Below are 14,870 nucleotides of genomic sequence, written 5' to 3'. Positions count from 1 at the left end.
TTTACTTGGCGAATTATAGCTTCTTAGAGAAGATACCCGCTAAAGCGATAATGCCGATACCCAGTAACATGATTTCGCCTTTACCGCTGTCGAAACCAGACTTGATCCCCATAAAGGCAACAATTGCGATTGCCACAGGAATGACGTATTTAACTAGGCTGTACCATAGACCAAAGAGAGGGAAAGATACTTCACCATCGTTGGTCACTTCTTTCTCAAGCTCAGAGCGAGATAGACGCCAGCCAGCAAAGATACATACCAACATACCGCCAACCGCTAGGAAGATCTTATCCGTCAGTAGATCGAAGATATCAAACGCACCAGTACCAAATAAGGTAGGGCCAACACCGCCAAGCGAAAGAGAAGCAAACACACACAGTGATGCCATCACAGCGCTAGCACTGATAACCGCTGTCGAACGCTTGAGGCCTTTCTCATCAATTAAGTAAGAGACCACAACTTCCAACAGTGACACTGAAGAGGTCAACGCCGCGACTGTCAAACCGATGAAGAACATCAGTGCCAATAATAGGCCAATAACGCCCCCCATCTCAGCAAACAGTTGTGGAACCACTACGAAGACGAGACCTGGACCTGCCGCAGGCTCCATGCCAAATGCGAACATTGCAGGGAACATTGCCACACCAGCCAGAATAGCGACACCGGTATCCATTGCCGTCACCATACCCGTCGTTTGTACTAGGTTCTCTTTCTTCTTCAGGTAAGAACCGTAGGTCATCATACAACCCATACCAAGAGAGAGAGAGAAGAAGGCTTGGCCAAGCGCGGCTAGAACCACGTTGCTGTCAACTTTAGAGAAATCCGGCATGAATAGGAATTCTAAACCCGCCATCGCGCCCGGCAGCATCAAACCCTTGACTGATACCACGATCAAGATCAAGAACAGCAGTGGCATTAGGATCTTACCCGCTTTTTCGATACCGCCTGAAATGCCTTTCATAACGATAGCAATGTTAAGCATCAAGTAAATACCCATCCACATCAGTGGTTGAACAGGATCAGAGATAAAACCGCCAAAGCTATCACCAATCGCTTCAGGGGTACTTAATAAACCGCCACCCACTTTGAAGATATAAGCGAGAGCCCAACCACCTACCACTGGGTAAAAACCCATGATCAGTAGGCCACTGAGAACCCCCATCACACCAGTAAATGTCCAACGACGATCGGTCGATTTAAAGGCACCTACTGCTGATAGACCTGTCTTACGACCAATAGCGAACTCTGTCAACATCACGCTAAAGCCGATAAAAATTACAAAAATCAGGTAGATTGCAACGAACGCGCCGCCGCCACTCTCTCCTGCTGTGTACGGAAATTTCCATATATTGCCCAAACCAACAGCAGAACCTGCTGCAGCCATAACGAAGCCTAATTTAGACCCCCAGTTATCACGGGGCTGTGCACTTGTACTTGTAGCCACGGTTACTCCATTAAATCGTTTTTTAAGTTGTGTTTGCTTCTGTTAGGCGTCTAAAAAATGTTCGTATAATTATTTTTACACTTAATAGAATTATCAACGACGCTAACGTTATGGCAAGTAAACCAGTTTAGGAATAAAATTGAAAGTCCATTTAGTGCATTTTCCCACCACAAATGTAATTATTATGTTTAAATGCTGCTTTTTTGGTCTTTAACATTCAGCATGCACCACTATCTAGTTTACACTCCCGTAACATCATTGCTCTTTTTGCAGACAATTGCACTTACTGACCTTGTTCTTACAAATCATGCTTGTTCTCACCCTCTCTCGGTTCTAAGATTGAAGGGCATATTTTTACCTAGGTTACTGAATGGAAAAGTTTTATCACTTTCTCACACTGGCAAGCATTGTCTTTTACTGGATACTGGTCGCTGGGGTGACTATTCGTGTAGTGCTCAAACGTCGAGCTGTCAGTGTATCTTTAGCTTGGCTGATGATCATCTACATCATCCCAATCGTCGGTGTCGCTTGCTACTTTTTATTTGGTGAACTAAATCTTGGCCGAACTCGAGCAGAGCGCGCCAAACAGATGCTCGCACCATTTGCGGAATGGTTTTCCAACTTAAATGATTGCAACGCACACTCACCCGAAAGCTTTGGTCGGCATATATATCGCATTGATGAGCTGTGTAACAATCGTTTAGGTTTACCGGCTTTATCCGGTAATTCATTGTCACTGCAAAATTCGCCTGAGCAAATTCTCCATTCAATCATTCAAGATATCGAAAATGCTCAATCGAGTATTCGCATGGTATTTTATATTTGGCATCCTGGCGGCCTTGCAGATTCAGTGGCATCGGCCCTAATCCAAGCTACTAAAAGAGGTGTCAGCGTTAAGTTATTACTCGACTCCGCTGGTAGCCCGCGTTTTTTCCGCAGTGAATGGTACAAAATGATGCGCGGCGCGGGTATTGAAGTGGTACAAGCACTGCAAGTAAGTCCATTGCGTATTTTCCTGCGTAGGCTCGATCTGCGCCAACATCGAAAAATCATTGTTATTGATGAAGAAATTGCCTATACCGGCTCAATGAATATGGTTGATCCTGCCTACTTCAAGCAAAACTCAGGGGTAGGACAGTGGATTGATATCATGGTACGGATCACAGGACCGACAGTGAACGTACTCTCGGCCATTCACTGCTGGGATTGGGAGGTCGAGACAGGCTCGCGCACTTTTCCTAAATTGCCAGAGTGTCAGATTGAAACCAATCAACCTAAGCAGCCAGTACAGGTGGTTCCATCAGGGCCCGGAATGCCTGAGCACCTTATTTCTCAGGTATTGACCTTAGCGATCAATCAAGCCAACCACTCGGTACGTATCACGACACCGTACTTTGTACCAAGTGCTGACTTATTAGAAACCTTAAAGATGACCGCTCAGCGGGGAATCGAGGTTGAACTGATTATTCCGCACAAAAATGACTCCATGATGGTTCAATGGGCTTCGCGCGCTTTTTATAGTGAACTACTCACTGCAGGAGTGAAAATCTATGAATTCTATGGCGGCTTATTGCACACCAAATCGGTGGTTATCGACAAAGAATTTTGTCTAGTCGGCACGGTTAATATGGATATGCGTAGCCTATGGCTCAACTTTGAACTGACATTAGCGATTGACGATCAGGCATTTACCAAAGAAATGTATTGGCTGCAGCAAAGTTATATTGACCAAGCCCACTGTGTCGAGCTAGATCAATGGAAACAACGCACCATCTTTTCACGCTTCTTCGAGCGAGTCTTCTATCTATTTAATCCACTGCTGTGATCCTGCTTGCTATTGACGCGTTGCCATGTTTTAAATAAGGCAGCGCGTTATTAGATAAGGACTTCCAATGTCACAAAGTAAGCAAACTAAGTATGTCACCGCAGGTCGCGACAAAAAGTGGACCAACGGTGTGGTTAACCCCCCCGTACAAAGAGCCTCGACCGTGGTTTTCGATACCGTGGCAGAAAAGCATCACGCCACCATCAATCGTGCCAATAAAACGCTCTTTTATGGCCGCCGTGGCACCCATACTCATTTTGCCTTCCAAGACGCCATGACTGAAGTTGAAGGTGGCGCTGGCTGTGCCCTTTACCCTTGTGGTACTGCCGCTATTTCAAATGCTATTTTAGCCTTTGTTGAAAGTGGCGATCACGTATTGATGGTCGATACGTGTTATGAACCTACCCGTGATTTTTGCGAAATCATGCTGAAAAAAATCGGCGTGGAGACGACTTATTACGAACCAACGATCGGTGAAGGCATCCGCGAGCTGATTCAAGACAATACCAAAGTGCTGTTTCTTGAATCTCCGGGGTCAATTACCATGGAAGTTCAAGATGTTCCAACCTTAGCCAATATCGCTCATGAACATGACATTATCGTCATGCTAGACAACACTTGGGCGGCCGGCGTGAATTTTTCTCCATTCGATCACGGAGTCGATATCTCGATACAAGCAGCAACCAAATACATTGTCGGTCACTCTGATGTTATGCTTGGCACCGCGGTGGCAAGTGAACCTTATTGGGAGCAATTACGCGAGCAAAGTTATTTAATGGGTCAGTGCGTCTCACCAGACGACGCTTACCTTGGCTTGCGTGGTATTCGAACCCTCGATGTGCGCTTACGACAACATGCAGAAAGCAGTCTCAAGATCGCTCAATGGCTACAGAGCCGTCCAGAAGTTGACCACGTCCGTCACCCAGCTCTTGAAACGTGTCCCGGTCATGAGTTTTTCGTCCGTGATTTTACTGGTGGTAACGGCTTGTTTTCGTTCGTACTTAAAACCAGTTATCCGCGTGCAACTACCGCTTTGTTAGACAGCATGCAACATTTCAGTATGGGTTATTCTTGGGGAGGATTCGAGAGTTTGATTTTGGCTAACGAACCCAAAAGCTTCACAAGTCTTCGTACTGTCGCCAATCCACACTTTGATGGAACCCTCATTCGCTTACATATCGGCCTAGAAAACGTTGACGATCTGATCGCTGACCTCAAAACGGGCCTAGATCGGTACAATGCCGTGATGCTAGAAAAATCCGTTAGCGTTTAACAAAGCTTATAAATCATTAGCCTCGCCTCGCGAGGCTTTTATTGCCACAACCCGCACACCTCATCCACGTTCATGTGCATGTTCAATATTGCTGTTGAATTCTGACCCAAACTCATAATTTAACATTTTATTAACACTTACTATTTCTTACTCGCTCCATTTTTCTTCTAGTTTTTAACTCTCAACACGAGGTCTAACCAGAGGAACCTGCTTTGAAACTCACCTACTCATTGATACTTAGCTATACACTGCTTTTGACCCAGCCTTTTGTGGCGCTTCAGGCCCACGCTGGTAATTATACGCAAACCCAATACCCGATTGTGTTAGTTCATGGCTTATTTGGTTTTGATAAGCTCGCAGGAGTTGATTATTTCTATGGTATCCCTCATGCGCTCACCAAGGATGGAGCAACGGTCTATGTCGCTCAGGTGTCTGGAACCAACAGTAGCGAAGTGCGCGGCGAGCAACTGCTATCGCAAGTAGAAACAATACTCGCAGCCACCGGTGAGGAAAAAATCAACTTGATTGGTCATAGTCATGGTGGGCCGACAGCGCGTTATGTTGCCTCTGTCAGACCTGATCTCGTCGCGTCAGTAACAAGCATCGGCGGAGTGCATAAAGGCTCTAAGCTCGCCGACTTAGTGCGTACCAATGTTCGTGAAGGCTCTGGGCTAGAAGTGCTCGGTGTCAAACTTGCCGACGGACTCACTTCATTAATTAACCTGCTCTCTGGCGGCCAAGGCTTAGAACAAGATGCTTTGGCATCTCTTGATGCTCTGACCACTCAAGGCTCATTGGCGTTTAATCAACATTACCCTGAAGGTGTGCCAACCAGTACCTGTGGTGATGGCGATTGGCTCGCAAGTAATGGGGTTTATTATTACTCATGGACGGGAGCCGCTACGTTTACCAATTTACTTGATCCAACCGATGGCGCCATGACAGTGCTAGGATTGGCTTTTGATGAGCCTAATGATGGCCTAGTCGGCACATGCAGTACCCATTTAGGCAAGGTGATTCGCGATGACTATCGCATGAATCATCTTGATGAAATTAATGGTCTACTTGGCATTCACCACTTGTTTGAAACGGATCCGGTCACCTTGTATCGACAGCACGCTAATCGCTTAAAGCTGCAAGGCTTGTAGAGAGTTGAGGATGAAAAAGACCGCATTGGTTAGCCTAGTGATTGCGCTGAGTGTTTACTTCAGTGCGATCGCTTTCTTTACTGAAGAAACACTTATCTCAGACCCCATCACACTTGCCCCCTCTCAGCATGATATCGAACCCGATACCAGTTCTGAGAAAGCTTTTTATGACTACGCATTGTCAAGCCTTGGTGAACGCAATATTGAACAAATACAACAGCATGTCAGTCAACAAGCCAACAGCAATGACATGGTTTCCATTACACCCGAGCTATTTACGCTGTATTTAGACTATAAAAGTGCTTTGATGCAACTTGACCCATTGCCCTCTAACTCAATTAACGCGCTTGCACTTGAGCAGTTGGATATTGGTATCCTGACACTGCAACGCCAATTTTTTACTCCGCAACAAATAGCCTTATTGTTTGCCGATGAGAACCATTTACGCCAATTGGCGATTGAAAAAGCGTGGGCGGCTGAGAGCAGTTTGAGTAATGAACAGCAGCAGCAACTGCTAGAAGATAAGCTATTAACAATGCCCGACTACATTCAACGGGCCGAAAGCAATACTCAACTGTTAACTCAGTTAAGTCGTTTACCTGAACACAACATTCAACAGCGTTATACCACCAGCATCGAATTAGTCGGCCAACAAGGCGCTGAACGTTTAGCGGCTCTTGATAAACAGCGCGCAACATTCCAAACCGAGCTGACTCACTACCTGGCGATCAGGCAACAATTGCTAACCAGTGCATCAATCACGGATTCATCACTTCAAGTTCAGTTAAACGAGCTTAGACAGCAACACTTCGCCACTAAACAACTCAAGCGTGTGGAAGCATTGGAGCGACTTTACGACCAAGGTTTACTCGACACACCTTAAGATGACTTTTTAGGGCATATCACTAAATGGTCATCAACCATCCCGACAGCTTGCATAAAGGCGTAACAGATGGTTTCGCCGACAAACTTAAAGCCGTTTTTCTTAAGGAACTTGCTCATCGCCTTTGACTGCTCAGTTGAGGTCGGCAAATCACTCATCTTTGACCAATGATTGATCACAGGCTTATGATCAACAAACTGCCACAACGCCTTGTATGCACAAGTGTTGTCTTGGCTCATACTGACTCTCCTGAAAAAACGCCCCCGACAAAGTCAGAGGCGTAATCGTAGTAACTTGATTTAATTAGGCACTTTCACTTTGTGAAACAGACCATATAACACAGGTACGACAATAAGTGTCAGGACAGTAGCAAAGCCAAGACCAAACATGATTGTCACCGCCATCGGTTTAAAGAAGATATCGGGTAATAGTGGCACCATACCCAACACCGTCGTAATCGCCGCCATACAAACAGGTCGCACACGGCTGAGCGCAGCATCCACAACGGCTATATAAGGATCTTTGCCGGAGTGCATTTCTATTTCAATCTGATCGAGTAACACGATGCCGTTTTTAAGTAACATCCCCGATAAGCTTAAGAAACCCAACAGCGCCATAAAGCCAAATGGCGTATCTAAGACCAATAATCCCGTCGTCACACCAATAATCGCTAAAGGCACGGTAAGCCAGACAATGATTGGCTCTTTAACCGAATTAAACAGAAACACAGTTACTAGGAACATAAACAAGTAACCCATCGGCATGGTGGTAAACAGAGATTCTTGAGCGTCACTAGACGATTCATACTCTCCGCCCCACTCCAATGAATAACCTGGTGGAAGCTCTATCGCCTCTATCAATGGCATCAAGCGTTTTTGCAATGTCGCTGCAGTTTCTTCACCGAGAATATCCGGATCCGCCATAATAGTCAGTGCACGCTTACGGTTCTTGCGCACAATAATCGGGTCTTCCCAACGTAAGTCGTAACCTAAGGTAATTTGTTGCAGCGGAATGTATTCACTTAATACCGGGCTCCAGATCTTCATTCCTTCAATGTTACGAATATCAATTCGCTCATTTTCTGGCAATCGCGCCACAATCGGCATTAAAGTGGTGCCATCACGATAGACACCCACGGTTTTGCCCGAAAAAGACATGGCTAAGAACTCATCAACATCGGATTTAGTGATGCCGTAACGTCGAGCTTGGCTCTCGTTAAATTGAGGCTCTAAGATCTTAGTACGCTCGCGCCAGTCGTGACGAATATTGGTCGCGCCTGGGTCTGCATGCATTATATCTTCCACTTGGCGCGCAATACCACGTAGCACTGTAGGGTCCGAGCCTATGACTCGAGCTTCGATTTTTGCTCCACCACCTGGACCAAGTTCAATCTTTTTCAGCTTGTAATTTAACTCAGGAAAGCCCTGTTCTAGGTGCTGCCTGAAATCACTCATTAAACGATCCAATTGCTCATAATTGGTCACTCGGGTCGTGATTTCACCATAGGCGGCGTAGCTTTTCTCTGGCGCGTAAGTCAGCATAAAGCGTTGCAAGCCTTTGCCAGCCGTTGTGGTGATATGTTCAACGCCGTCTTGATCAGACAACCAAGACGCCAGCGCTTTAAGCTTGGTGTTGGTCGCGCGAATATCGGTTCCCTCAGGCAACCAGATATCCGTTTGAAAAATCGGCGTTGTTGACGAGGGGAAGAAAGACTGTTTGACTTGAGTAAAGCCACCAATACTGGCCGTTAAGCCTAAAACTAATACAATCACAGTCAGCCAAGCGCGCTTCATGCAAAACTCTAGGAAGTTCTTGTAGACAACAAAGATCATCCCGTTGTAAGGATCGCTCTCTTCACCCGTTTGCTTAAACTTTTGCCCTTTAAAGAAAATATCGGCAAAAAACGGGGTAAGCGAGATTGCGGTAAACCAGCTAAGCATTAACGAGATCAGCAGCACAGTAAATAAAGTGCCACAATATTCACCTGTCGCATCTTCAGACAGACCAATTGGCGCAAAGGCAGTCACCGCAATTACCGTTGCCCCCAAAAGCGGCCATTTGGTTTGCGTAACAATGTCGGTTGCCGCTTGCATCCTAGTACGGCCTTTCTGGGTGCCTATCAATATGCCTTCGACCACCACAATGGCATTGTCGACCAACATACCTAGCGCAATAACCAATGCGCCCAACGATATACGCTGCAAATCGATGGCAAAATACTTCATGAAAATGAAGGTACCCAACACGGTAAGTAGTAAGATAAGGCCGATCAATAGCCCAGAACGCAAGCCCATAAAAAACAGTAATACGATAATCACAATCGCTACCGCTTGAGCTAAGCTGACAACAAAGCCACTGACGGATTTGTCGACCTCTTTCGGCTGACTGTAGATTTCAGCAATATCGACACCCACTGGCTGCTGATACTTCAACTCGGCAAGACGTCGATCAAATCGCTTGCCGACTTCGACTACGTTCACGCCTTGCGCGAACGACACGCCTATATTCAAAGTCAACTTGCCATTGAAAGTGATGATGTTGCTCGGTACTTCAATGTAGCCACGCTTGATTTCTGCCACGTCTTTTAAATAGATCAGTCCCTGAGCACCACGCTCAGTAATGATTAAATCACCCAGTTTATCGACGCTTTGGAACTCGCCTGTTGGGTGGATACGTATGTACTCATCGCCAATTCGAATCGCTCCGGCACTCGATACTACGTTTTGTGTCGACAACAAATTAAACACCGTTTGCGGCGCAAGCCCTAAACTACTCAAGCGTTTCATCGAAACTTCAATGAACACTTGCTCTTGCTGCTGCCCAGAAACTGACACTTTACTGACGCCACCAACGAGTTCAAGTTCACGGCGCAAGTAATCCACATAATCGAGCAACTCTTTGTAGCTATAGCCCTGCCCCGTGACCGCCAGCAAAATACCGTACACATCGCCAAAATCATCAATAACTTGAGGCGAGTTGACTCCCGGAGGCAACTGACCTTTAAGGTCATTGACCTTCCTACGCAGCTCATCCCATATTTGGGGAAGATCATCTGGGCCGAAATTGTTTTTCATCGTAACGGTGATTTGCGACAGACCCCGACTTGAAATCGAGTTGACGTCATCGACATAGGTCAACTGTTGAATCGCTTTCTCTATGGGGTAAGTCACCTCTTCTTCTACCTGTTGAGGGGTCGCACCAGGATAAGAGGTGACCACCATCGCATCTTTGATAGTAAACGCTGGATCTTCTAGTTGCCCTAATCCAAAAAATGCCGCAGTACCACCAATCAAGAAAATCAGTGAAATCATCCAACTAATCACGCGATTGCGGATGAAATAAGCCGCTATGCCGGTAATATTGTCATCACTTTGAGGCGAATTGGCCTGTTGCTCACTCATTATCTGCCTCCTGGTTTACGATTTGCACTTTCATTCCTTCCCTTAGCGGTGAGATTCCGGCAATCACGATTTTCTGATCTGGCTTTAAGCCATCCAGTATCTGCACTACATTTTGACTCACATTGCCAGTCACGACTTTTCGTTTGGTCACCGTATTGTCGGGATTAACCAACCAAACAAACTTGTTTTCTCGCTCGATTGATGCACCGTCATCGTTAAAGAACGCCCCCACTGGCACTTGCACACCTTGCGTGAAATTGATGTCGGCTTGGCCACCTTTCGCTGTCACCTCGACCGCCATACCGTCCAGAATAAAGTCTTGTTCTGGCATTGGTAGTGACAGGGTGACAGTAAAAGTACCTGTCGCAGGGTCTGGTTCGGTGGTGTATTCCTTGACGCTAGCTGGGTACACGTTACCGCTTGGCACTTTTACCAAAGTCTCGAGAGCGTTCATCTCTTGATGGCTGGGCTGACTCGTGTATAAGCGATCGGGCAGTTGGATGAGTACTTCAACGTTCTCAATACTATGGATATTAACCACTCTCTGGCCAACTTGAATGTTTTCAAATTGATCAACGCTGACGCGAGAAATAATGCCATCGACTGGAGCATAAAGCTTAGTAAATGAGAGCCGTAACTTCGATAGTTCAAGTTCAGCAAGGGCAATTTGCCGATTAGCATCAATCTCATCAAATTGAGACTTGGCCAACAAACCTTTATTAACCAAAGGTTTAGAGCGCTTAAACTGACTATCTACGACACTAAAGCGCGCCGCGGCATTATCGACCTTAAGACGATAGTCAGTTGGGTCTATCTCTGCGATAAGAGTACCTTTAGTTAAGCGTTGACCTTCTTTCACATAGATATTGTTGATCTCTCCTGCGACACGAAAGCTGAGGTGTGAACGTTCGGCCGCATTCGCAACGGCAGGGAAGTAAAGCTTGTCTAACCTTTCTTCGCTGTTAGAAAGATCAACAACTTTGACCTTTGGCAAACCAAAGTCGATATAATCAGGCTCTCCACCACAAGCCACGATAAGCGCCACAGTCGAGAGCGCGCAGAGTTTAAACCATTGCTTCATTTTACAATCCTCGCTCTTTGACCCACTCTCGCACTTTGATTCCCGGCTCGATACCTTCAACGCCAGAAATAATAATTTGGTCACCCTCTTCTAAGCCGCGAGTCACCTCTCCTGCCTCATTTAGAGTTATCTGCGTTTTACTGACCATTCCTTGTAAATCAACACGCCAAACGTAATAAACACCATCTTGTTCCATTAATGCTGATGGCGGTATCTTAGTTGCTCCCGTTGATTCAACGGTCACATTGACCGTTCCTGCCATGCCAGGCAAGATCCCCACATCTCTCGGTCTTTCCATGATCATCGTCACTTTATAAGAGCCGGTCTTCGGATCAGCTTCTGTATCGACTTCTTGAAATAACAGCTCATATTGATGATTCGGAAAGGCATCAAACGTCATCATTGCGGTTAAGTTAACCCCGCGAGAAAAACGATTCAAAAGATGGTCAGGAAGCAAAAACATGATTTTCATCAATTGGTTGGTTTGAATGTTCATCACCCCTTGCTGGGCTGTGATGTACTCATAATTTTCCGCCGGCACTAACGATATCGTGCCATCATACGGCGCAACTAATTGGGTGTACTTTAGGTTCGCCTGAGCTTGCTCAAGCGTGGCTTTAGCGGAATTATGATTGGCTTTCGCTTGGTCAAAGTCTTGCTCTGACACAACTTGATCTGCGCGCAACTTTGTATAGCGTTGATATTGGACATCGGCTAAGCGAAATTGTGCTTTAGCTTGTTTGGCAAGCAGTGAGTACTCATCAGGATTGAGCTTTGCTAATACCTCTCCCTTTTGAACCTGTTGACCAGCCAGTACTTCAATAGACTGCATCTGGCCAGGCACGCGAAATGCCAAAATAACTTTATCTCCGGCTTCGGAATTCGCAGGAAAGCTGCGTTGAAATTGTGAATTGCCGAGAGAAACCGTAAACAGTTTGGCAGGACGCGAGTCAGGCTCAGGGACGGGAGGGCGTTCCTTGCCACAACCGCTCAGAGCGGCGCTTGTGACAAGCAACAAGGCCAGTTTATACATAGCGATTCATCCAATGGTAATGATTAGCTACAACATAGATGAATGGGCTCAGGAGTGCCACTAAACGTACGACAAATCAGTATGCAAATTAGTCATTTGCCCTTGTTCTGAGTGAGAAGTCGCATTTTTAGAACCAACGATTATAATGATTTAAATTCTCGGTCAACCTGAAACCTGTCCGAGGTCACGTACGCCTCTAGGTCACGGACTTGTTCCTCTAACTGATGCAAGTCTTTTTCTATCGTGTTAAGCAATGACTCTGGCGTTTGACCTTGCTGCCATGGTTTGTTCTTTAGTTTATGCTCTTGCTGCACTTTAATCGACTCAACATAATTAGCTGGTTGTTTTTCAATCATTAATGTCATCGCCGCATACGTCAACAAAACTAAAAAGCTGCCGCCAAGCAGAAATGCCGAGATGAACAAGATACGTACCAACCATACCTCTATCGCAAAATAGTTAGCTAACCCAGCGCAAACCCCGGAAATCTTGCCATTAATGGGGTCACGGTACAGCTCTGTTCTATTCATAGCGTCGCCTCCATGTCGGTGTTTCTGCATCTAAAATACGCTCTAAGGTATCGACTCGCTGTTGCATCTGTTCTGCTTTTTTCGATAAAGACTCTAACCGCTCTAGATCATCTTGCGACAGGCCTGTACTGACGTGCTTTTTACTTCGATAGTGCAAAAACACCCACAGCGGCGCGACGAAAATCATAAAGACGCTCAACGGAACGGCGATAAGAAATGAGGACATACTTGACTCCTTTAACAGACAGATAGCCATGCTCCCCGCAAGCTATCTGCCCAATTAAACTAACAAAAATTAGTGACCAACAACTGACCCAAATGGTTATTTTTTATCTTCCATTTGTTGTTTTAGTTTTGCTAGTTCTTTTTCAATTTCATCTTGTGCTTGTAAGTCAGCAAACTCTTGATCCAGTGACTTGGCATTGCCGCTTTGAGCATAAATATCGGCTTCCGCTTCCAATTCATCAATTTTACGCGAGTATTGCTCAAACTTCGCCATCGCTTCACTGGTACGAGAAGTATGCAAATGCTTTTGCACATCACGACGATTAGACGCACTTTGACTACGAATCGCTAAAGCTTGTTGCTTGGCACGAGTCTCGGTAATTTTGGTTTCTAACTTACCAATTTCTCCGGTCAACTTATCGATAGTCTCTTCAACTAACGTTTGTTCAGTGTGCAGCCCTTTGAGCATATCTTGTAGCTTTTGCTTCTCGATTAATGCCGAGCGAGCCAGATCTTCACGCTGCTTGGTTAGTGCTAATGTTGCTTTTTGCTGCCATTCATCAATCGCGTGTTCGATTGACTCAACTTTGCGCGCCAACTCTTTCTTGTCTGCAATCGCTTTTGCTGAATTGGTCCGCACCTCGACCAAGGTGTCTTCCATTTCCTGAATAATAAGACGAATCATTTTTTCAGGATCTTCGGCTTTGTCCAAGAGAGCACTGATGTTTGAATTTACGATATCTGCGAATCGAGAGAAAATACCCATAGTGAGACTCCTTTGTTGCTTCCCCGAGGGTGGACATTTCCGCCCTCATCAATTGAATCACTCCTAATTCATTTTCAAGTAGCGTGCCAATTTAAAAAAACATAAAAATCAGATATTTAAACAAAACCGCATTGCTTTTATGATTAATGTGTGATGAATTTGACCAAGGGCTGGTAAATTTCACCACGGAGTGCTTGATGCAACAAAATTTGATTGGCGAGTCACCGCTGTTTCTATCGGTGCTCGATAAAGTTTCAAAACTCGCCGCCATTGAACGACCGGTGCTAATTATTGGTGAAAGAGGAACTGGTAAGGAGTTGATCGCTCAACGTCTTCATTACCTATCTAAGCGTTGGGAACAACCGTTAATTTCTCTCAATTGCTCAAGCTTAAGTGAAGGCTTGATTGATTCTGAACTGTTTGGCCATGAACAAGGTTCATTCACTGGCTCAAAAGGTCGCCACAAAGGGCGTTTTGAACGTGCTGAAAACGGTACTCTGTTTCTCGATGAACTGGCCACAGCACCTTTATTGGTACAAGAAAAACTGCTGCGTGTGATTGAATATGGTCAATATGAACGAGTTGGTGGTCACCAACAACTCAGTGCCAATGTGCGCTTGGTCTGTGCAACCAATGCCGATTTACCTACCATGGCGCAACAAGGCGACTTTCGTGCCGATTTGCTCGATCGTTTAGCTTTTGATGTTATTCACCTTCCCCCGCTCAGACAACGTCGTGAAGACATCTTGTTACTGGCCGAGTACTACGCCATTAAAATGTGCCGTGAGCTTGGGTTCGATTACTTTGTCGGCTTTAGCCAACAGGCTGAGCAAGATCTACTCGATTACCCATGGCCGGGCAATATCCGCGAGCTGAAAAACTTGATTGAGCGTGCCGTTTACCAACATGGTGCGCAGCACATACCAATCGAACAGTTAGTCTTTGACCCATTTAAATCGAATTGGAGTGACGAACCATCGTCTTGCAATGACACGAAAATAGACGCTGAGATACGTTTTGATTTTCCTCTGGATTACAAACAGTGGCAGGAGCAGCAAGATCAACTCATACTTCAGCAAGCGTTAAAGCACAGTCAATACAATCAACGTAAAGCCGCCGAGCTTTTGGGATTAAGCTACCATCAATTCAGAGGAATGGTGCGCAAATATGACTTAACTAAACTGAATTGACGAGCAACAAGATAGACGAACCTATAAATTCTAGGGTTTTACTTTTGTTACCACTGTGTATTAGTGGTAAA

Annotated in this window: 13 protein-coding genes; 5 read left to right on the top strand and 8 right to left on the bottom strand. The window is 45.6% G+C overall.

Translation table 11 applies throughout. From position 1 onward, the window contains the following. Positions 1-13: 13 nt before the first annotated feature. Entirely contained in the window at positions 14-1,444 is a 1,431-nt protein-coding gene (locus CDZ87_RS07985; RefSeq protein WP_100753064.1) for a sodium-dependent transporter, read from the bottom strand. 370 nt (positions 1,445-1,814) lie between these two features. Here CDZ87_RS07985 and cls point away from each other — a divergent pair, with 370 nt between their 5' ends. The 4 genes from cls (at position 1,815) to CDZ87_RS07965 (ending at position 6,573) form a co-directional block, all read left to right on the top strand. Further along, positions 1,815-3,269, top strand: coding sequence for a cardiolipin synthase (gene cls / locus CDZ87_RS07980; RefSeq protein ID WP_100753063.1), 1,455 nt, complete (start codon positions 1,815-1,817; stop codon positions 3,267-3,269). A gap of 67 nt (positions 3,270-3,336) precedes the next feature. Then, the gene (locus CDZ87_RS07975) at positions 3,337-4,542 is read left to right on the top strand and encodes a cystathionine beta-lyase (RefSeq protein WP_100753062.1); all 1,206 of its coding nucleotides are present in this window, start codon (positions 3,337-3,339) and stop codon (positions 4,540-4,542) included. 212 nt (positions 4,543-4,754) lie between these two features. After that, the gene (locus CDZ87_RS07970) at positions 4,755-5,690 is read left to right on the top strand and encodes a lipase family alpha/beta hydrolase (protein WP_100753061.1); all 936 of its coding nucleotides are present in this window, start codon (positions 4,755-4,757) and stop codon (positions 5,688-5,690) included. Between the two features lie 10 nt (positions 5,691-5,700). Continuing rightward, positions 5,701-6,573 carry a lipase secretion chaperone gene (locus tag CDZ87_RS07965; protein WP_100753060.1) on the top strand — a complete coding sequence of 291 codons (873 nt, stop codon included), beginning with the start codon at positions 5,701-5,703 and terminating at the stop codon, positions 6,571-6,573. Here CDZ87_RS07965 and CDZ87_RS07960 read toward each other — a convergent pair. From CDZ87_RS07960 to pspA, 7 genes are all read right to left on the bottom strand, one after another. Beyond that, positions 6,570-6,812, bottom strand: a complete 243-nt coding sequence (locus CDZ87_RS07960) for a DNA-3-methyladenine glycosylase I (protein ID WP_281251957.1) — start codon at positions 6,810-6,812, stop codon at positions 6,570-6,572. The genes CDZ87_RS07965 and CDZ87_RS07960 overlap by 4 nt on opposite strands. 60 nt (positions 6,813-6,872) lie before the next feature. Beyond that, entirely contained in the window at positions 6,873-9,974 is a 3,102-nt protein-coding gene (locus tag CDZ87_RS07955) for an efflux RND transporter permease subunit (protein WP_100753059.1), read from the bottom strand. Further along, on the bottom strand, positions 9,967-11,055 hold the full coding sequence (locus tag CDZ87_RS07950; protein ID WP_100753058.1) for an efflux RND transporter periplasmic adaptor subunit: 1,089 nt from the start codon (positions 11,053-11,055) through the stop codon (positions 9,967-9,969). Before CDZ87_RS07950 ends, CDZ87_RS07955 begins: the two co-directional genes overlap by 8 nt. 1 nt (position 11,056) lies before the next feature. Continuing rightward, complete coding sequence (locus CDZ87_RS07945; RefSeq protein ID WP_100753057.1) at positions 11,057-12,088, bottom strand: efflux RND transporter periplasmic adaptor subunit; 1,032 nt, start codon at positions 12,086-12,088, stop codon at positions 11,057-11,059. Between the two features lie 140 nt (positions 12,089-12,228). Beyond that, on the bottom strand, positions 12,229-12,618 hold the full coding sequence (gene pspC / locus CDZ87_RS07940; RefSeq protein ID WP_100753056.1) for an envelope stress response membrane protein PspC: 390 nt from the start codon (positions 12,616-12,618) through the stop codon (positions 12,229-12,231). Next, positions 12,611-12,844, bottom strand: coding sequence for an envelope stress response membrane protein PspB (gene pspB / locus CDZ87_RS07935; RefSeq protein WP_100753055.1), 234 nt, complete (start codon positions 12,842-12,844; stop codon positions 12,611-12,613). The genes pspC and pspB overlap by 8 nt, the downstream gene beginning before the upstream one ends. 96 nt (positions 12,845-12,940) lie before the next feature. After that, the gene (gene pspA, locus CDZ87_RS07930; protein WP_100753054.1) at positions 12,941-13,609 is read right to left on the bottom strand and encodes a phage shock protein PspA; all 669 of its coding nucleotides are present in this window, start codon (positions 13,607-13,609) and stop codon (positions 12,941-12,943) included. 197 nt (positions 13,610-13,806) lie between these two features. On the opposite strand from pspA, the gene pspF reads away from it, so the two are divergent. Beyond that, on the top strand, positions 13,807-14,799 hold the full coding sequence (gene pspF, locus CDZ87_RS07925; RefSeq protein ID WP_100753053.1) for a phage shock protein operon transcriptional activator: 993 nt from the start codon (positions 13,807-13,809) through the stop codon (positions 14,797-14,799). The last annotated feature ends 71 nt before the right edge of the window (positions 14,800-14,870 follow it).

This window comes from Vibrio salilacus (assembly GCF_002811245.1).
GTDB lineage: Bacteria > Pseudomonadota > Gammaproteobacteria > Enterobacterales > Vibrionaceae > Vibrio > Vibrio salilacus.
Note: the sequence above shows the minus strand (reverse complement) of the source record. Positions and strands in the feature narration are given on the sequence as shown.